Origin of the sequence: Levilactobacillus fujinensis (genome assembly GCF_003946335.1) — a bacterium.
In the GTDB taxonomy this organism is placed as follows: Bacteria; Bacillota; Bacilli; order Lactobacillales; family Lactobacillaceae; genus Levilactobacillus; species Levilactobacillus fujinensis.
Genome location: NZ_RHNX01000025.1, coordinates 33,551 through 51,108, shown reverse-complemented (window position 1 = coordinate 51,108; position 17,558 = coordinate 33,551). Strand labels below are relative to the sequence as shown.

General features: G+C 47.3%; 15 protein-coding genes and 2 tRNA genes. 3 read left to right on the top strand and 14 right to left on the bottom strand.

Going from position 1 to position 17,558, the window contains the following annotated elements:
- Window positions 1-192 precede the first annotated feature (192 nt).
- The 5 genes from eno to EKM89_RS09605 all read right to left on the bottom strand — a co-directional run bounded on the left by eno (window position 193) and on the right by EKM89_RS09605 (window position 6,013).
- Window positions 193-1,512 carry a phosphopyruvate hydratase gene (gene eno, locus EKM89_RS09625; protein ID WP_125688034.1) on the bottom strand — a complete coding sequence of 440 codons (1,320 nt, stop codon included), beginning with the start codon at window positions 1,510-1,512 and terminating at the stop codon, window positions 193-195.
- Window positions 1,513-1,619: 107 nt separating this feature from the next.
- Window positions 1,620-2,378, bottom strand: coding sequence for a triose-phosphate isomerase (gene tpiA, locus EKM89_RS09620; RefSeq protein ID WP_125688032.1), 759 nt, complete (start codon window positions 2,376-2,378; stop codon window positions 1,620-1,622).
- A gap of 145 nt (window positions 2,379-2,523) precedes the next feature.
- On the bottom strand, window positions 2,524-3,726 hold the full coding sequence (locus EKM89_RS09615; RefSeq protein ID WP_125688030.1) for a phosphoglycerate kinase: 1,203 nt from the start codon (window positions 3,724-3,726) through the stop codon (window positions 2,524-2,526).
- A 179-nt stretch (window positions 3,727-3,905) separates the two neighbouring features.
- The gene (gene gap / locus EKM89_RS09610) at window positions 3,906-4,916 is read right to left on the bottom strand and encodes a type I glyceraldehyde-3-phosphate dehydrogenase (RefSeq protein ID WP_125688028.1); all 1,011 of its coding nucleotides are present in this window, start codon (window positions 4,914-4,916) and stop codon (window positions 3,906-3,908) included.
- Between the two features lie 68 nt (window positions 4,917-4,984).
- On the bottom strand, window positions 4,985-6,013 hold the full coding sequence (locus tag EKM89_RS09605; RefSeq protein ID WP_125688026.1) for a sugar-binding transcriptional regulator: 1,029 nt from the start codon (window positions 6,011-6,013) through the stop codon (window positions 4,985-4,987).
- A 258-nt stretch (window positions 6,014-6,271) separates the two neighbouring features.
- On the opposite strand from EKM89_RS09605, the gene EKM89_RS09600 reads away from it, so the two are divergent.
- Window positions 6,272-6,343, top strand: a tRNA-Arg gene (locus tag EKM89_RS09600).
- A 231-nt stretch (window positions 6,344-6,574) separates the two neighbouring features.
- Here EKM89_RS09600 and EKM89_RS09595 read toward each other — a convergent pair.
- Window positions 6,575-7,177 carry an ECF transporter S component gene (locus EKM89_RS09595; protein ID WP_125688024.1) on the bottom strand — a complete coding sequence of 201 codons (603 nt, stop codon included), beginning with the start codon at window positions 7,175-7,177 and terminating at the stop codon, window positions 6,575-6,577.
- Window positions 7,178-7,305: 128 nt separating this feature from the next.
- Between EKM89_RS09595 and EKM89_RS09590 the strand changes: the two genes are divergently transcribed.
- Window positions 7,306-7,377, top strand: a tRNA-Arg gene (locus EKM89_RS09590).
- Window positions 7,378-7,462: 85 nt separating this feature from the next.
- Here the strand turns inward: EKM89_RS09590 and EKM89_RS09585 are convergent.
- Both EKM89_RS09585 and EKM89_RS09580 read right to left on the bottom strand, forming a co-directional pair.
- Window positions 7,463-8,200 (bottom strand): LiaF transmembrane domain-containing protein, encoded by a 738-nt coding sequence (locus EKM89_RS09585; protein WP_125688022.1) that lies wholly within the window; start codon window positions 8,198-8,200, stop codon window positions 7,463-7,465.
- A 5-nt stretch (window positions 8,201-8,205) separates the two neighbouring features.
- Entirely contained in the window at window positions 8,206-8,652 is a 447-nt protein-coding gene (locus EKM89_RS09580; RefSeq protein WP_125688020.1) for a LytTR family DNA-binding domain-containing protein, read from the bottom strand.
- A gap of 388 nt (window positions 8,653-9,040) precedes the next feature.
- On the opposite strand from EKM89_RS09580, the gene clpP reads away from it, so the two are divergent.
- A complete protein-coding gene (gene clpP, locus EKM89_RS09575; protein WP_057800759.1) occupies window positions 9,041-9,637 on the top strand; it encodes an ATP-dependent Clp endopeptidase proteolytic subunit ClpP in 597 nt (198 codons plus the stop codon).
- A gap of 239 nt (window positions 9,638-9,876) precedes the next feature.
- Here the strand turns inward: clpP and EKM89_RS09570 are convergent, their stop codons facing one another.
- The 6 genes from EKM89_RS09570 to uvrA form a co-directional block, all read right to left on the bottom strand.
- The gene (locus EKM89_RS09570; protein ID WP_125688018.1) at window positions 9,877-10,440 is read right to left on the bottom strand and encodes a GNAT family N-acetyltransferase; all 564 of its coding nucleotides are present in this window, start codon (window positions 10,438-10,440) and stop codon (window positions 9,877-9,879) included.
- Between the two features lie 268 nt (window positions 10,441-10,708).
- Window positions 10,709-11,647, bottom strand: a complete 939-nt coding sequence (gene whiA / locus EKM89_RS09565; protein ID WP_125688016.1) for a DNA-binding protein WhiA — start codon at window positions 11,645-11,647, stop codon at window positions 10,709-10,711.
- Between the two features lie 2 nt (window positions 11,648-11,649).
- Window positions 11,650-12,663: a gluconeogenesis factor YvcK family protein gene (locus EKM89_RS09560; protein WP_125688014.1), complete on the bottom strand. Its 1,014-nt coding sequence runs from the start codon at window positions 12,661-12,663 to the stop codon at window positions 11,650-11,652.
- Window positions 12,660-13,544, bottom strand: coding sequence for an RNase adapter RapZ (gene rapZ / locus EKM89_RS09555; RefSeq protein WP_125688012.1), 885 nt, complete (start codon window positions 13,542-13,544; stop codon window positions 12,660-12,662). The genes EKM89_RS09560 and rapZ overlap by 4 nt, the downstream gene beginning before the upstream one ends.
- Before the next feature lie 434 nt (window positions 13,545-13,978).
- Window positions 13,979-14,524 carry an HdeD family acid-resistance protein gene (locus EKM89_RS09550; RefSeq protein ID WP_125688010.1) on the bottom strand — a complete coding sequence of 182 codons (546 nt, stop codon included), beginning with the start codon at window positions 14,522-14,524 and terminating at the stop codon, window positions 13,979-13,981.
- A gap of 159 nt (window positions 14,525-14,683) precedes the next feature.
- On the bottom strand, window positions 14,684-17,542 hold the full coding sequence (uvrA, locus tag EKM89_RS09545) for an excinuclease ABC subunit UvrA (protein ID WP_125688008.1): 2,859 nt from the start codon (window positions 17,540-17,542) through the stop codon (window positions 14,684-14,686).
- Between the last annotated feature and the right edge of the window lie 16 nt (window positions 17,543-17,558).

Sequence of the window (17,558 nt, the reverse complement as noted above, 5' to 3'; positions counted from 1 at the left end):
GTACAAAAAAGAGGCCCAATTCGTAAATGAATTGAACCTCCGAAATTCCCTCCATCAACACCGGTTGACAAAGAGCCGTTATAGTTAACTCCGAAAAAATAGGCTGAATATTTTTTTATTTCGCAAATTTTTTCCAAAAAAAAATGAGGCAAGTCCATTTCTGGGCCTACCTCACATTTTATTCACTTTAAATTACTTGTTGACGATGGCCAAACGTGCGTCTTCGCTCAAGTTGTAGAAGGAGTGAATCCCCTTGTAGTTGGAAGTCTTACCTAATTGATCTTCGATCCGCATCAATTGGTTGTACTTCGCGATCCGTTCGCCACGGCTCATAGAACCAGTCTTGATTTGACCAGCATTCAAAGCAACAACTAAGTCAGCGATAGTCGTGTCTTCAGTTTCACCAGAACGGTGGGAGATAACGGCCGTGTAACCAGCTTCCTTAGCCATTTCAACGGCTTCAACGGTTTCAGTCAAAGTACCGATTTGGTTTAGTTTGATTAAGATAGAGTTGGCAACGCCCATCTTGATACCCTTTGCCAAGTAGTCCGTGTTCGTAACGAATAAGTCGTCACCAACGATTTGGACTTTCTTGCCAAGGCGTTCAGTAGCCATCTGCCAGTCTTCCCATTCGTTTTCATCCAAAGGATCTTCGATGGAAACAACTGGGTATTTGTCAACAATGCTTTCAAGCAAGCTAACAAATTCTTCAGCAGTGTATTCCTTACCGTCACCCTTAAGTTCGTACTTCTTGGTGTCAGCATTGTAGAATTCTGATGAAGCACAGTCAAAGGCAATCGCAACGTCCTTACCAGGTACGTAACCGGCATTCTTGATAGCTTCAACTAAGATTTCGAATGGTTCTTCGTTGTTCTTCAAGTCAGGAGCAAAACCACCTTCGTCACCAACGGCAGTAGAGTAACCCTTTTCGTTCAACAAGTTCTTCAAGTTGTGGAACGTTTCAGAACCCATCCGGATGGCTTCCTTAACAGTCTTGGCACCAACAGGCATAATCATGAATTCTTGGAAGTCAACCTTGTTGTTGGCGTGCTTCCCACCGTTGATAACGTTCATCATTGGCGTAGGTAAGACGTGACCATTGAACCCGCCTAAGTAGTTGTACAGAGGTTGGCCCAATTCGTCAGCAGCAGCCCGTGCAGCGGCTAAGGAGACACCAAGGATAGCGTTAGCACCTAACTTACCCTTGTTTGGCGTACCATCAAGATCGATCATAGCTTGGTCAATGGCACGTTGGTCAGTAACATCGTAGCCCACGATTTCTTTGGCGATGATGTTGTTAACATTATCAACAGCCTTCGTAACACCCTTACCCATGAAACGACTCTTGTCGCCATCACGAAGTTCAACGGCTTCGTGTTCACCAGTAGATGCACCAGAAGGAACGATTCCACGGCCCATAGCACCGGCTTCAGTGTAGAGTTCAACTTCAACAGTTGGGTTACCACGTGAATCTAAGACTTCGCGTGCGTAAATATCAGAAATAATAGACATTTTTGTATTCTCTCCTTAAGAAAGTTTGGCTTCACGGGAACAAGATAACAATCCCATGTTTCATTCTATAAGTTTAACTTTGAACTTTCAATCACATTTTGACCGTTTTACAAATTTTGGTAGTTTGCTAGCTTAATGAAAGAGCTTTCATCCAAACTAGAGCCGCCCGCGAGAACACCATCGACATTATCACGACCCATAATGCCCGCAATATTGTCTGGTTTGACACTCCCACCGTATAAAACGCGAACGCCATTTGCCAAATCATCAGAATAAATATCAGCTAATGTTTGACGAATGAGGTAGCAGCCTTCTTCAGCTTGCTCAGTGGACGCCGTCGCGCCACTACCAATTGCCCAGCTCGGTTCGTAAGCAACTACGATCTTCGCTGCGTCTTCAGCACTAACGCCTTTTAACGCCGCCGAAACTTGGTTAACGACCCAGTGAATTTTTTCACCGGATTCACGCCGCCCCATGGTTTCGTCACAACAAACAATTGGCGTCATGCCGTTACGAAAGACGGCTTGAACTTTTCGGTTGATGACATCGTCTGTCTCGTTAAAGTACCGGCGACGTTCAGAATGCCCAACGATGGTGTACGGGATTCCCATCTCGTGCAGTGCCTTGGGACTAGTTTCACCCGTGTAGGCACCTTCATCCTCGTAGTAGCAAGCCTCTGCCGCAACCCGTAAGACGTTATCCGTATTAGCTTCCAACATCGTCTGCAAAAATAATGCTGGCGCTGCAACGGCCGTTTCAACTTGGTCTGCGGCGGGTAGTTTGCCCTGAACAGCCGTCATGAACTGCTTCGCCGAAGCCACCGATTTATTCATTTTCCAGTTTCCTGCAATGAGTGGTATCCGCAACCTTATCCACCCTTTCCTAAAAATAAATTGACTACGCTCATCATCTTACCCAATTCAGGTCAGATTAGCCAGCGAAGACCCTTCACCGCGAGCAATCATCATAACAAAGAGCCATGATGATGCCACCACAGCCCTTTATATTTATTTATTTTTCAGAAATTGCAGCGATTCCTGGTAAGGTCTTACCTTCAAGGTATTCAAGGGAAGCACCACCACCAGTGGAGATGTGAGAAAGCTTGTCAGCAACACCAAGTTGTTGAACAGCGGCCGTTGAGTCACCACCACCAACAATCGTCTTGGCATTCGTCAAAGTTCCCAAGAACTTGCCGATTTCCAAAGTACCTTCTGCATAATTACTCATTTCGAAGACACCCATTGGGCCGTTCCAAACAACAGTCTTAGCATCCTTCAAAACATCTTTGAATTCAGCAACGGACTTAGGGCCAATATCAAGAGCCATGTAGCCATCAGGAACGTCGCCATCAACAGTCTTGTGGGCAGCATCGTTATCGAACTTTTCAGCGACTACGGAGTCAATTGGAAGAACCAACTTGTCACCGGCCTTGTCCAAGATTTCCTTGGCTAAGTCGATCTTGTCAGTTTCAACCAATGAGTTCCCAATCTTCATTCCCTTAGCAGCGTAGAATGTGTAAGTCATCCCACCACCGATAAGAATCTTATCAGCCTTAGCTAACAAGTTATCGATAACACCGATCTTGTCAGAAACCTTGGCACCACCCAAGATAGCAACGAATGGGTGCTCAGGATTATCTACGGCGCCACCAATGAAGGTGATTTCCTTTTCCATTAAGAAACCAGCAGCCGTTTGGGCCATATTGGAAGCAATGCCCACGTTAGAAGCGTGTGAACGGTGAGCCGTCCCAAAAGCATCGTTAACGAAGACGTCACCCAATGAAGCCCAGTACTTACCCAGTTCAGGGTCGTTACCGGATTCACGTTTAACGTATTCGCCGTCTTTAACATCTTCGTAACGGGTATTTTCCATAACTAAAATGTCGCCGTTGTTCAAGCCATCAATGGCGTCTTCAAGCTGCTTACCTTCAGTGGTTGGGACAAAGGTAACTGGCTTGTTTAACAGGTTGGACAGACGTTCTGCAACTGGACGCATGGACAAACCTGGCTTGTCTTCTTCCTTCTTGATCCGACCTAAGTGAGATAAGAGGATGGCCTTGCCACCATGTTCAATAACGTACTTAATCGTTGGTAATGCAGCAACGATACGGTTATCGTTACCAATGACGCCGTCTTTGATTGGGACGTTAAAGTCGACCCGCATCAGGACTTTTTTGCCCTCTAAGTCTAAATCAGAAACTGTTAATTTAGCCAATTTAGAAAACCCTCCTTGAGTAATATCTTTTAAAAGATTACTTTCACAATATACAGCACTTACCTTTGAATTTCAAAGGACTTATGCATTTTTTTAGTGACTTACAAAAAACGCAGCGAGGAAATTCCACCCCCCGCCACGTCTGTGAGTCTATTTTAAGCTAATTTACAACGGTCGGATTAGAGCGTTGCGAAGTGCAATAACGTCCGAACCATGTTGCAAGTGAAGCCCCATTCGTTGTCGTACCAAGCAACAGTCTTAACTAATTGCGTGTCACCAGCGGTAGTAACTTCCGTTTGGGTTGGGTCAAAGACAGAACCATGGTCATCATCGATGATATCAGTAGAAACGATTTCATCAGCGTTGTAACCAAAGGCGTCGTTGTTAACCGTGTGCTTCTTGATAGCTTCGTTGATTTCGTCAGCAGTAACGTTCTTGTCCAGAACAGTAACCAATTCAGTCAATGAACCGTCAACAACACCAACACGTTGTGCATGGCCTTGTAACTTACCCTTCAATTCTGGGATAACTAAGCCAATAGCCTTAGCAGCACCAGTTGAGTGAGGAATAGTGTTAATGCTTGCAGTACGGTTGTTACGCATCTTCTTGCCACGAGGGCCATCCAAGATTTGTTGGGTAGCAGTGAAGGCATGAATAGTTGTCATAGTACCAGCCTTGATACCGAATTCTTCATTCAGGTAGTAAGCCATTGGTGCTAAACAGTTGGTCGTGCAAGAACCAGCAGAAACGATGATATCGTCCTTGCTTAAGACGTCCAAGTTAACACCAGGTACAACAGTCGTAACGGCACCGGCTGGAGCAGATACTAATACCCGCTTAACACCAGCTTCGATGTGGGCGTGAGCCTTTTCTTCGGAAGTGTAGAAACCGGTACATTCGAGAACGAAGTCAACACCGTCATTCTTAACCCAAGGAATGTTTTGTGCCTTTGGTTCAGCATAAACAGGGTATTCCTTACCGTCAACCACGATGCCAGTGTCCGTAGCGGAAACTTCGCCAGGGAAACGGCCATGAGTTGAGTCATACTTCAACAAGTAAGCCAACATTGAAGGTGTCGTCAAATCGTTGATGGCAACTACTTCGATGTCACTTGAGTGGAGTTCGTGAATCCGCTTGAAAGCCAAACGGCCGATACGTCCGAAACCATTAATACCAATCTTTACAGTCATACTGTGATTTCCTCCTTCAGGAAGCAAACAAAGATAATTTTTTTAAAAAGCAGTACATGTTAAGTGTATCACTTTTTTAAAACAAAGTCAGCAGCACCTTCATCGGTTATTAACCAAGTCTGTGCTGGCGCTAAATGCATGTATGCCGCGATTGCAGCGCCCTTCTCGGCACCACCGGCAACGGCGATCACAAGTTGTTTAGCGGCTAAATCCGCAATGTCTAACCCAATGCGGGGAAATTTACTAACCACCCGACCCTCGGCATCAAAGAAATAGCCAAAGGCTTCACCCACGGCATGGGCAGCGGTCAAATCGGCGATGACGTGTGGCGTCATTTTCCGCCGCTCGGCCATGACCAGTGCCTGACCAATGCCGTGAATGACGACATTACTCTGCGCAATCAGCTGCAGGACCTCGTGAATGGCAGGCTCTGCAAAGAGCGGCTTATAAGTTGCGGTGGTTAACTGTTCGGGAACGTACAATGACCGAAAATCACTATTGGTCCGTTGGGCCATACGTGCACTGACAGCATTCGCTTGAATTGCTGGTGACTCGCCAACCCCGCCACGAGCGGGAACGAAAAGCAAATCGCGGTTCATCGCTAACGTTGGCGTCAAATTTTCAGCCACGTTCGCTAGAGTATGACCACCCATAACTGCAACGATGCTTTTTCCAGCCGGCAATTGATCGGTCAGCACCTGACCAGCCGCTTGCGCTAAGCCAGCCAGATTACCGGTCGCCGCCGTACTATCGCCTGGAACAATGGTGCAGTGTGCAATATGCAAGCGTTCTGCCAATTCTAGTTCTCGTTGTTGTCGGCCGGCGAGTTCATCCATAATGGGAATCAATCCCTGCAGGACACGCTGTCCAACCGCCGTCATCTGCATCCCCTTAACCGACATTTGAATGAAACCCAAGTCGGCTAAAGCATCCGTCGTGGTGCGCACGGTCCGTTCGGAACAGTCTAGGCTAGTCGCCAAGGTCCGACGACCAACGGGTTGGAGGCTCGCGATACCTTGTAGCATTCGAAACCGGCTGGTTAATTTCGTAACCATTTGGGGCATAATTGCTTCCACCCATTGCCAATCCTCACGCATTCGATTACCTCCTAGTGGGACAACAACCGACCAGCGGTGGCTAATTACCGCCCACCCTGGTCAAAAAATTGAAGGCCAACCAGAGCTAACCTTTACTGTATAAGTATAAGCCCCTACCCCAACATTAGCAAGTCATTCATACCGTTAAATAATGAAAGCCCTTACATAAATTGTTTTTGAAAAAGCCGTAACCACTACTTGAATTTATATTCAGCTTCGGGTATAGTAGTTAAGTGCTCTTGAAGTACAACGCTTTATGCGCCCGTAGTGTAATGGATCGCACGTAAGATTCCGGTTCTTGAAATGGGGGTTCGATTCCCTCCGGGCGCATCACAAATAATCGGTTAGCCACGTTCAATTACGAATGTGGCTTTTTTATTGCCATTGATGCGTTAACATCTCTGCCCCCACCATGGCTACCAGAAATTTCGCCTGCTGTGGACAAGCCCCCATCAGCTTTGCACCGTTTCATCCCATATCCATCAGCTGGTTAGGCAAAATTTCAAAAAAAGACGCGTCTTAATTCCCCAGATAACTGGAGAAATGAGACGTGCCTTAAGTTTAGTGCTGGTTCAATTGGTCCCAACGTCTCCGCAACGGCCGGGCAATCAGTGGCGCCACTAAGATATCCAGAATAAATTCCGGAACTCCATTTGTGACGAGTGAAATCATCAGGACATACCCGAGTGTCTGATTGCCTTTCGCACCAAAAGCGGCTGCAACGGTTGGGTTCTGATAGAAGAGAAAGACCAAACCGAGAACTAAAAATGTGTTCACTAATGCCGCACAACCTGCCGCAACAGCCATTGAACGATGCATGGACCACTGTCGCTTACGTCCCCACAGATAGAGTCCACCAGCTGCCAGCCCCATGAGAAAACGTGGCAGAATAGAGATCAAAGGATTAGTAAAAATCAACGGTGCTACCGGACTGGATGGCCAAGTGAACGCACGAATGAAGGTGATCAGCCCCCAGAAACCACCGATTAGCATCCCATCTTTGGGTCCCAATGCGGTTCCAGCAACGATGACCGTTAAGCCAATCAACGTCATGCTAAAGGGCCCCAACGGAATGTACCCCAGAAATGGTAAGATATTTTGTAGTAGAACAATTGCCATGAGTAGTGAATCCACAACCAGGCGAAAAGTCTTGTGTCGCGTCATTTAACCGAACCTCCACTTAAAGTTAGTGCCGTTATTATAGCATGGTTTTGCGCCTGAAAAATAGAAAGTCCCTTGTATTTTTATCCAAAATCAGTTATCATAATTGGTGTTGTTTCTTAACGTTTTATGCGCCCGTAGTGTAATGGATCGCACGTAAGATTCCGGTTCTTGAAATGGGGGTTCGATTCCCTCCGGGCGCATCACAAACAATCGGTTAGTCACGTTCAGTTGTCGAACGTGACTTTTTTTCGCCAAAAAAGCACGATTACTCGCGCTCTAAATGGCTCAAATATAAATTACACTCAAGTTACCAAAGGAAATATCGCCCTGAATGGCCACCACCGGGCCATTTTCGTTGATTTCTTGGGCCCCCTTCTCTTCAACGATGCCAAAGCTAGTATTCACGTTTAACTTAACGTTCCAAGTACGTGGCACGTATAACTCAACACCACCAAAGGACCCATCAACCACGATGGTTGCCCCTGCTTCATTTAGAATGACATTATCAAAGTAGACTTTGGCACTTCCCATAGAAACCTTAACGACTGCCTGTTTGAAGTCATTTGACTGTAAGTACCGAATGCTACTACTCATGTTAACGTCCACGATGGTTTCCGATTCGTTGACGTTCTTAATGTCGTCGTAACCATGGCGAAAACTTTTTCCCCATCCGTGCCCATGGTGATAACCGTTGATAATCGTCATATTGCGCCGCCAGCGCCAACGCGGCTTGATGATTAGCGACAGACCAATCGACAGTAGCAACGCGGCCCCTAGAATCGTCCAAGGCGCCAAGGCCACGATTCCCAACGGCTTAGCGAAAATAATCGCCAGGAAGGCCAGGGAGAAGATCATGCCAGTCACGCTGACCTGAATCAGACTTTCCACGAAGGCGGCTACTAAAAACATGGCTACAAGTAACGCCCAAAACCCAATGTGATAGCTCAAAATTCCGAGCCGACTTGTGATGAGAATACCCGCACCTAAGACGAAGAATATCCCTAGAAACCAATTTCTATGCATGATACTTACCCCTTTCGCTCCAATGTTTCTTTTAGGCCCTTGTAGAAGCGCCGCGACACGTAGAGCTGGTTGTGTGAATTTTGAAATTTAACGAGATTACCAGTGACGGACTTCGTTAGCGAAAAGACTTGGTCACAGTTCAGGATGGCTGACTTGGAGACTCGTAAAAAGTTGATTGGCAAGACTGACTCCAGCTCATATAACCGCTGATGGGTCAAGAACACGTCGGTCGCAGTATGCACCATCACCTGGTGGTCCGCTGCCTCAAAAAACAAGACGTCATGCAGGGCAACCTGGTAGTTCTGTCCACGTTGACTAAACGTCATCCGAGTGGCCGTCGCTTCCGCCCCCTCGATAGCTTTGACAATCTGGTCAACATCCACATCATTCGGTGTCCGAATCGTCACTTCCGGTTCTTTCAACTGGTTGTCAACTTCCACGCGAATCTTCAAGCGCTCACCCCCTTTCGTTAATCCTAGTAAACCATATTGTAGGTTGAAATAAAATAACTTCCCCGTAACCGGTCACGTTAGTCCCGTAAGCGGTCAATTTAAGCTTGACCACTAGTCAAACATACCCGTTAAATTTTGAGAGATGCTCGCATTGGCCCATGACTAGGATCCTCGTCTCTTTTATGTAGTCCGTGTTCCTAATCAGCCGGATAAAGGCTGTAACAGAATACGTGACGTTTGGTCAAACTCTGGTATGATAGTTCTAGTCAAATGGTTGCGGGAATTAACAGAGTCTAATTGTTTGACCTGTTTTGACCTTAGCGGTACACTAACATCATGTTAGCTAATCGCTAGCCATACAATTGTTAATAAGGGAGGCTATCTTGTCATGAATTTAGTACCAACAGTTATTGAACAATCATCCCGTGGCGAACGGGCTTATGATATCTATTCACGACTATTAAAGGACCGGATCATTATGTTGTCTGGCCCAATCGAAGATGACATGGCAAATGCCATCATTGCGCAATTGCTCTTCTTGGACGCCCAAGACTCCACTAAGGACATTTCGCTCTACATCAACTCACCAGGTGGGGTCGTATCTTCTGGCTTAGCCATTTACGATACCATGAACTTCATCCAGTCCGACGTACAAACCATTACGTTGGGGATGGCGGCTTCCATGGCCAGTGTCTTGGCTTCATCCGGGACTAAGGGTAAGCGTTTTGCTTTACCTCATGCCCAAGTGATGATTCACCAACCTTCTGGTGGTGCTCAAGGTCAACAAACGGAAATTGAAATTGCCGCGCGTGAGATTTTGAAGACCCGTAAGTTAATCAACCAGATCTTGGCTGATAACTCTGGTCAACCTATCGAACGAATCAATCAGGATACTGAACGGGATAACTACTTAAGTGCGCAAGACGCCGTCGACTATGGTTTAATCGACCACATCATGACGAACAGTAGCGAACAAAAGAAGTAATCACATTCTAAAAAACATCGACCGCTTGGTCGATGTTTTTTATTGCGATTTTCCTAGCATAGTTGACCATGCTAAGCCGTCAGCCTTTGCCCCATAATGACTTAAGCGTAGCCTGACACTTACCGAGGCCGTTCTCTTGATTGTTTGTGGTTCTAAAACGTGCTATTACGGCTAAACGGACCAGTTGTCGCCTTACCGGCCGGCAGATGATTAATTTTCAATATTTAGATTGTTTATTTTTAAAGCGCTAATCCCATGTGCTGATAGGGATGGACACCGATCATCAAACGACCGTCTGGCCGAAATCCTTGCCGATGATAAAGCTTGGCTGCGCCGGGATTACCATCATCGACGTTCAGACTGATTTTAGACTTACCCAGCTTTTCGACAAATTCAGGCAAGGCGTTCAACAATTGACTGCCGATTCCCTGACCTTGAGCTTGCGGTGCAACCGCCAACATGCTCAAATACCACTCGCCTGGTCGACTCTCTCCCCCCAATGCCAGGGGTGCCGTAAAACCGGCCTGACTTGCCGATACCTTTTTCAAAATTTGATTCACGGCCACTTCATTTTCGGCCGGATGCCCAAAGGCCACGCCCAAAACACGATCCTTTTCACCAGCAACCAACGTCTGGGCTAGCCCACTCAGATTTTCTGGCATGGAATATAACGTCGTTAGCATCGAAATCAATGCCGTTTCCGTCACATTTTTCAATACGGGCATTTCCATATCACGATAGATCATGGCGATCAACGGAGCAATCTGCGCACCATCTTGCGGTTGTGCTTGCCGAATTTGCATGTAAAACCAGCCTCCTAGCTTAGAAATCACGCAACAATGTAACAAATCCACTTTGCTTGGTCCCGAAATCATATTGCATTCACGCAATTTACCAATCACCTTAACAGATAACACCTCACACCGTCAAATTTTACGTCTACGTAACCATACTAAGATTAGCCAAAAGTTGCGCCTTTCAGAAGTATTAGATCCTGAAAGACGCAACTTTTATTTACACCACTATGATACCAAAACGTGAGACATAAGACAGTTTGTTACGCTTACCCCGTTATGCCGTCGCTTCTTCGCGTAACTGCTTAGCGTAGTCATTAATTTTACGTAGTCGGTGATTGATTCCTGACTTCGAAATTGGCCCACCAGGAACGAGATCTCCCAGTTCCTTTAGGCTGACCTCTTGGTGCGCCAACCGTGTCTCCGCAACTTCACGTAACTTCGTTGGCAATTGGCCTAGGCCAACGGTTGAATCGATAAACTGAATGTTGTCGATCTGCCGAGTTGAGGCGTTGGCAACCTTATCTAAGTTGGCATTTTCGCAATTGACTAACCGGTTGACCGAATTTCGCATGTCGCGCATGATTCGCACGTCTTCAAACCGCAGCATGGCCGTCGTCGCACCGATCAATGACAGAAAGTCAGCAATCTTTTCAGCACCTTTCAGGTAGGTGATATAGCCGCTACGCCGTTCGATGGTTCGCGCATTCAAGTCGTAGCGGTTCATCATGTCCGCAATCATCAGGTTGTGCTCCTCATACAAAGAGTAGATTTCCAGATGGTAACGACTAGTTTCAGGATTGTTGACCGATCCGCCAGCTAAAAATGCTCCGCGTAAGTAAGACCGTACCCGCATATCATCGTTCAAAATCTCATCTGGAACAGACTCCGAGAGTTGCATGCCGTCAAAAATCCCAAGGTCAGACAACACTTCGGTAGCACCCGACTTGACCCGCACAATGTACAGATTATTTTTCTTTAACTTCATTTTACGCCGCACCAACAATTCACTTTCCAAATCGTAGAATTGTTTGAGCAACTGGTACATCCGCCGCGCAATAGCAGGATTCTCAGTTTGGACATTCAACACGAAACGGTGATTTGCTAAACCTAATGCACCGTTCATTCGAATCAACGCAACCAGCTCGGCCTTCGCATTTTCCCGATGAACATCGAGCGTGGTTAATTCCTTTTTGACTTCACTGGCATAAGACATCGTTAAGACCTCCGTTCTTTGGGGGCTCGCGGTTGACCAATCAAGTTCAAAAGTTCGCGCACGACCTCTTGCCCATTATGAAAGGCCCCGTTATCCCGTAGCATTAAAAAATCCGTGGAGATAACCCGGCACCCCTGATCACGGAGTCCCTGGAAATCATGACGAACCGGCTGAGACATTTCATCCCACCGTTGATAGTCGATGTACCGGTCGGGCACCTTGCGGGTGTTGACCAAGACGGTATCGATAAAGTTAGCTTTTAAATGTGCATTCAAAACACGGACGTGATCGGCGTCGGTAAAGTTTTCCGTTTCGCCTTTCTGCGTCATGATATTGCAGATGTAGACCACCTCGGCCGAACTATCCCGTACGGCCTGGCCCACGCTGTCAATCATTAGGTTGGGCAAAATGCTGGTAAATAAGCTCCCGGGTCCCAAGACAATCTGATCCGCATTCATAATTGCATCAATCACAGGTTGTACAGCTTGTGGCTGTTGATGATGATTACTGGTTTCGACCCACACCCGTTTGATCAGTTTATGGGCTGCCGTAATTTCGGCTTCCCCACTGAGCTTGCTGCCATCCGCAAACTGCGCGTGTAACTCCAAAGGTTCATTGGCGGCCGGATAAATGTGGCCATTGACCCGCATTAGCTGTGAGAGCTCCTGTACCGCATCAAAAATACCGCCCTTCATTTCCGACAAGGCGGCAATGATCAAGTTTCCAATGGCGTGGCCAGCGAAGAAATCATCGCTCGTTTCGAACCGATACTGGAACAAATCCTTATAAATATCTGGGACTTCTGCCAACGCCACCATGACGTTCCGAATATCTCCAGGTGGCACCACGTTCACATAGTGGCGAATGATACCAGAAGAACCGCCATCATCGGCGACCGTCACCACCGCAGTGATGTCGACGTCTTGATCGCGTAAATTACTGAGGATAACGGGTAAGCCCGTCCCTCCGCCGATGACCACAATTTTAGGCCGTCGGGTTCGCATTGGATCTTTCATGAGCGATTAGCGGACTCCTTTCGCTTCTCAATATCCCGGTGAGTCACGTGCACGGGGTAAGCATCTCCCAGTGCCTGACCAATTCGTTGGGCCAAAGCGACGGAGCGGTGTTGCCCGCCAGTACATCCAATGGCGATAGTGAGATTAGATTTACCTTCCTTTTGATACCCCGGCACGATGGCCGTCAGTAAACTCAAGAACCGTTGATAGAACTCTTCAGTCTGAGGCTGCTGCATCACATAATCATAAACGGGCTCGTCCAATCCTGTCTGTTCGCGTAATGCGGGCAAATAGTAAGGGTTGGGGAGAAAGCGAACGTCCATCACGATATCGGCATCGATGGGTAACCCATATTTGAAGCCAAAGGACACCACTTCGATATGAAATAATTGAACATTCGTCGTCTCATAATTATGAAAAATTTCTTCCCGCAATTTACGCGGGCTTAGTTTCGTTGTATCAATGACCAGCTGGGCAGCCTGACGAATTGGTGCTAGCAGATCACGTTCACGCTGAATTCCCTCGATCACCCGACCATTCCGCGCCAGTGGATGGGAACGCCGGGTCTCCTTATAGCGAGAAACTAACTCTTCATCGGAAGCATCTAGAAACAGTACCTGTGCGTTCATCGTTCCATGCACAGCGACATCGTTCAACATTCGGACAATTTCGTCGTAAAAAGCACGGGACCGTAAATCGATGACCAATGCAATCTTAGACAACTTTCCCGATTCGCGCACGAGATCCCAGAACTTCGGTAATAACGATGGTGGCATGTTGTCGATACAGAAATAGCCTAAATCTTCAAAGCTTTGCATGGCAACCGTTTTGCCGGCACCACTCATCCCGGTAATAATAACCAGGCGAATATCTTCAGTCATGGCTTTTCCTCCAACTTCCTTTTCAAAAACAATCTTTAAGCAGTATAACACACCGGGTGTGTCTTTTCCTAACGATTATCTTAAATTCTCAACAAATATCACCGAAAATCATAACAATTTTGATAACCCCCACCAGAAACACGCGGTTAACTCTGGATATTGTGCAACTCCCGACAACGTACCGGAAGTGACTGCCTGACTAACCGTTAATAATTGCCATTACAGGTTACATCGTCGGCAATCATGACATCATCTGCTATCACGGGTGAGACAAAAAAAGTTTCTCCGCAAATTCTGAGGAGAAACCTCATTTTACTTTTAAAATTTTCACTGGAGTGAAGGTCGATTTGTTCACATGGCGCTTACGACATTAAGAACTGTCACCATTAAATTAGTTCTAATGGTCACACTCTGGCTCGCGTCACTTCAAACGCTTACGACCGGCTCCGAGCAATCGCAATCCAGATGGCATTGACTCCGAAGACGATGAAGAACATAGCGATCAACCAGTTCAACGACAGTGCGGCCGCAATTGGATGAATAAACAACATGATTCCTAAGGCCAAACCGATGACATCTAAGACCAGTGACAGCCAGAAGAAGGCCCCACCAAAATCACGTAAATGGCTAGCGACCAATAATCGCTCAACCGAATCAAAGATAAACCAGAGTGCAAATAGATAGCCTAAGGTCACAATGGCACTGTTCATGTCAAAGAAGAAGACAACGGCAATCAGAATGTCTAAAATCCCAAAGGCTAACGCAAAGTTTGCGCGTAGTCCGGTAACATCATGTAACTTTTTGTAGCCCGCAATGGTGGTCAGCCCACTTAGTAAAGCCATGAAAGCAAAGATAATAGCTAAACCCGTCAGACCGATTTTTGGTGACCGTAGTAAGCCCACCGCAGCGACGATGAATAAAATACCGAGGATGAACTCACCCCAGTCAAATCCCCAACGGGTACGATTCATATTAAACATAAACTTACATCTCCTCACAACCCCGGCCAAGTGCCGACCGGCTTTTCAACTATTGTACTGGTTTTCACCATTTCTCACAAGTTAACTTCAAACAAAAAGGGCCTCAAACCGCATGATAGCAGTCTGATGCCCCAATTATGACGTTTTTATGACTACCCGTCAGTTACTCTTTTGGTCCGCTTCCGTGCGCGCACGATCGCGTTCTAAGACCGGTTTTAGGTACTTCCCGGTATAACTCCCCTTCACTTCGGCCAGTTCTTCCGGCGTTCCGGTCGCCACAACGTTTCCGCCGGCTTCCCCACCTTCTGGCCCGAGGTCAATTAAATGGTCCGCCGTCTTGATGACGTCCAAATTGTGTTCGATAACCAAGACCGTATTCCCCTTATCGACCAGTCGGTGCAAAACGACCAGTAGTCGCTTGATGTCGTCCGCGTGAAGCCCCGTGGTTGGTTCGTCAAGGATGTAGAAGTTCTTACCGTTCTGCTGCTTGTGTAGTTCAGAAGCCAACTTCATCCGTTGTGCTTCCCCACCAGACAATGTCGTAGCGGGTTGCCCCAACTTCACGTAACCCAAACCGACATCTTGAATCGTTTGGAGCTTTCGCGTGATCTTAGGAATGGCCTCGAAGAACTTCAAGGCTTCACTCACAGTCATGTCCAGCACGTCAGCAATGTTTTTTCCCTTATATTCTACTTCAAGCGTTTCGGAGTTGTACCGGGTCCCATGACAAACCTCACAGGGTACGTAAACATCGGGTAAAAAGTTCATTTCGATCTTTAAGATACCATCCCCGTGGCAAGCCTCACAACGACCACCCTTGGTATTGAAACTAAAGCGGCCCTTTTGATACCCGCGTAGCTTGGCATCATTGGTTTGTGCAAATAACGTTCGGACATCATCAAAGACCCCGGTATACGTTGCCGGATTGCTCCGTGGCGTCCGACCAATTGGACTCTGGTCAATATCAACTAGGCGCTCAATATTTTTTACACCAGCGATGCTCTTATATTTCCCGGGTTTTTCCGAGTTGTGATTCAGTTTTTGTGCCAATGCCCGCTTCAAAATCGTATTGACCAGGGTCGACTTTCCAGAACCTGAGACCCCAGTGACCACGACAAATTCACCTAGCGGGAAATCGACCGTAATGTCCTTCAAGTTGTTTTCGGCCGCACCGGTCACCCGAATTTCCTTACCGTTCCCTTGTCGCCGTTCCAATGGTACTGGAATGTACTTTTTTCCAGACAAGTATTGCCCCGTCAGTGATTTCCGTGAGCGCATAACCTGTTTAGGCGTTCCGGCAGCCATCACGCGGCCCCCATTTTCACCGGCCCCCGGGCCAATATCTACAATGTAGTCTGCAGCCCGCATGGTGTCCTCATCGTGTTCCACAACGATTAAGGTATTGCCCAAATCACGCATCTGCTTCAGAGACGCGATCAACCGGTCGTTGTCCCGTTGATGGAGCCCAATTGAAGGTTCATCTAAGATGTAGAGCACCCCAGACAGGTTAGACCCAATCTGCGTCGCCAACCGAATCCGTTGTGCTTCCCCACCGGATAGAGTCCGTGCCGAACGGCTCAGCGTCAGGTAATCTAGCCCAACGTTTCGTAAGAAGGTTAACCGGTCGCCGATTTCCTTTAGGATTGGTTGCGCAATGACTTGATCCTGTTCGCCAAAACTTAAGTCTTTGAAGAAACCCAGTTCCTTATCAACGGGCAAGTTGGAAACCTCACCAATGTGTTGATGATTGATCTTCACACTTAACGCTTGGCGGTTCAAGCGGAACCCATGGCACGTCTGACAAGTCAGTTCGGTCATGTACTTCCGCATCACGTCGCGGGTAAAGTCACTGTTGGTTTCATGGTAACGCCGGTCAACGTTTGGAATGACCCCTTCAAAGGCCACGTCGACATCCCGCACGCCACCAAAATCATTTTCATAGTGGAAATGAAACTCCTTACCCTGCGAACCGTATAGCACCACTGCCTGGTCGCTTTTGGATAGCTCTTTAAACGGTGTATCCATATCAATATCAAAGGCCGCACAGGCTTGTTCTAGCAAGGCTGGGTAATATTGTGAACTGATTGGATTCCAGGGCTCTAAGGCGCCTTCGCGCAATGTTTTCGTTGGGTCAGGGACGACTAGATCCATATCGACTTCCAGCTTGACCCCTAAGCCATCACAGTCTGGGCAAGCGCCAAATGGGGCGTTAAAGGAGAAAAGCCGGGGTTCCAGTTCACCCACAGTAAAACCACAGACGGGGCAAGCATAATGCTCAGAGAAAATCATTGGCTCGCCGTCAATCAGATCAGCAATGGCGTAGCCGCCACTTAGGCGTAAAGCTGCTTCAAAGGAATCAAAGAGCCGAGAACGAATGCCCTTTTTCACAACCACCCGGTCAATGACGATAGCAATATCATGGCTCTGATTTTTGTTCAATTCGGGAACACTGTCGATATCTAAGATTTCACCATCAACCCGGACCCGCACGAATCCTTCGCGCTGAATTTTTTCAAAGATCTTCTTATGCTGTCCCTTTTTGGCCCGGACAATGGGTGATAGGACCTGTAACTTTGTCCGTTCTGGCAGAGCCAGCACCTGGTCGACCATCTGTTCAACACTCTGACTAGTGATTTCGGTCCCGTCATTAGGACAGATAGGCGTCCCCACCCGCGCCCACAACAGACGCAAGTAGTCGTTAATCTCCGTTACGGTTCCTACCGTGGAACGGGGGTTCTTCGAGGTCGTTTTCTGGTCAATGGAGATAGCAGGACTTAGGCCGTCGATGGAATCAACATCCGGCTTATCCATTTGCCCCAAAAATTGTCGTGCATAGGACGACAGGCTTTCCACGTAACGTCGTTGCCCTTCTGCATAAAGCGTGTCGAAGGCTAGCGAGCTCTTCCCAGAACCGGATAGGCCACTAATGACCACCAGTTTATTTTTGGGAATCGTCACGTCGATATCTTTTAAATTGTGGGCCCGCGCCCCGTGAATCACAATCTTATCGTTTACCAATTGGCATTCTCCTAAC

Excerpts from the sequence above, each read along its gene's own strand:
- clpP (WP_057800759.1), top strand. The coding sequence starts at position 9,041 with ATGAATTTAGTACCAACAGTTATTGAACAATCATCCCGTGGCGAACGG.
- EKM89_RS09560 (WP_125688014.1), bottom strand. The coding sequence starts at position 12,663 with ATGAAAGATCCAATGCGAACCCGACGGCCTAAAATTGTGGTCATCGGC.
- rapZ (WP_125688012.1), bottom strand. The coding sequence starts at position 13,544 with ATGACTGAAGATATTCGCCTGGTTATTATTACCGGGATGAGTGGTGCC.
- EKM89_RS09550 (WP_125688010.1), bottom strand. The coding sequence starts at position 14,524 with ATGTTTAATATGAATCGTACCCGTTGGGGATTTGACTGGGGTGAGTTC.
- gap (WP_125688028.1), bottom strand. The coding sequence starts at position 4,916 with ATGACTGTAAAGATTGGTATTAATGGTTTCGGACGTATCGGCCGTTTG.
- whiA (WP_125688016.1), bottom strand. The coding sequence starts at position 11,647 with ATGTCTTATGCCAGTGAAGTCAAAAAGGAATTAACCACGCTCGATGTT.
- eno (WP_125688034.1), bottom strand. The coding sequence starts at position 1,512 with ATGTCTATTATTTCTGATATTTACGCACGCGAAGTCTTAGATTCACGT.
- EKM89_RS09585 (WP_125688022.1), bottom strand. The coding sequence starts at position 8,200 with ATGCATAGAAATTGGTTTCTAGGGATATTCTTCGTCTTAGGTGCGGGT.
- EKM89_RS09605 (WP_125688026.1), bottom strand. The coding sequence starts at position 6,013 with ATGCGTGAGGATTGGCAATGGGTGGAAGCAATTATGCCCCAAATGGTT.
- EKM89_RS09595 (WP_125688024.1), bottom strand. The coding sequence starts at position 7,177 with ATGACGCGACACAAGACTTTTCGCCTGGTTGTGGATTCACTACTCATG.
- EKM89_RS09570 (WP_125688018.1), bottom strand. The coding sequence starts at position 10,440 with ATGCAAATTCGGCAAGCACAACCGCAAGATGGTGCGCAGATTGCTCCG.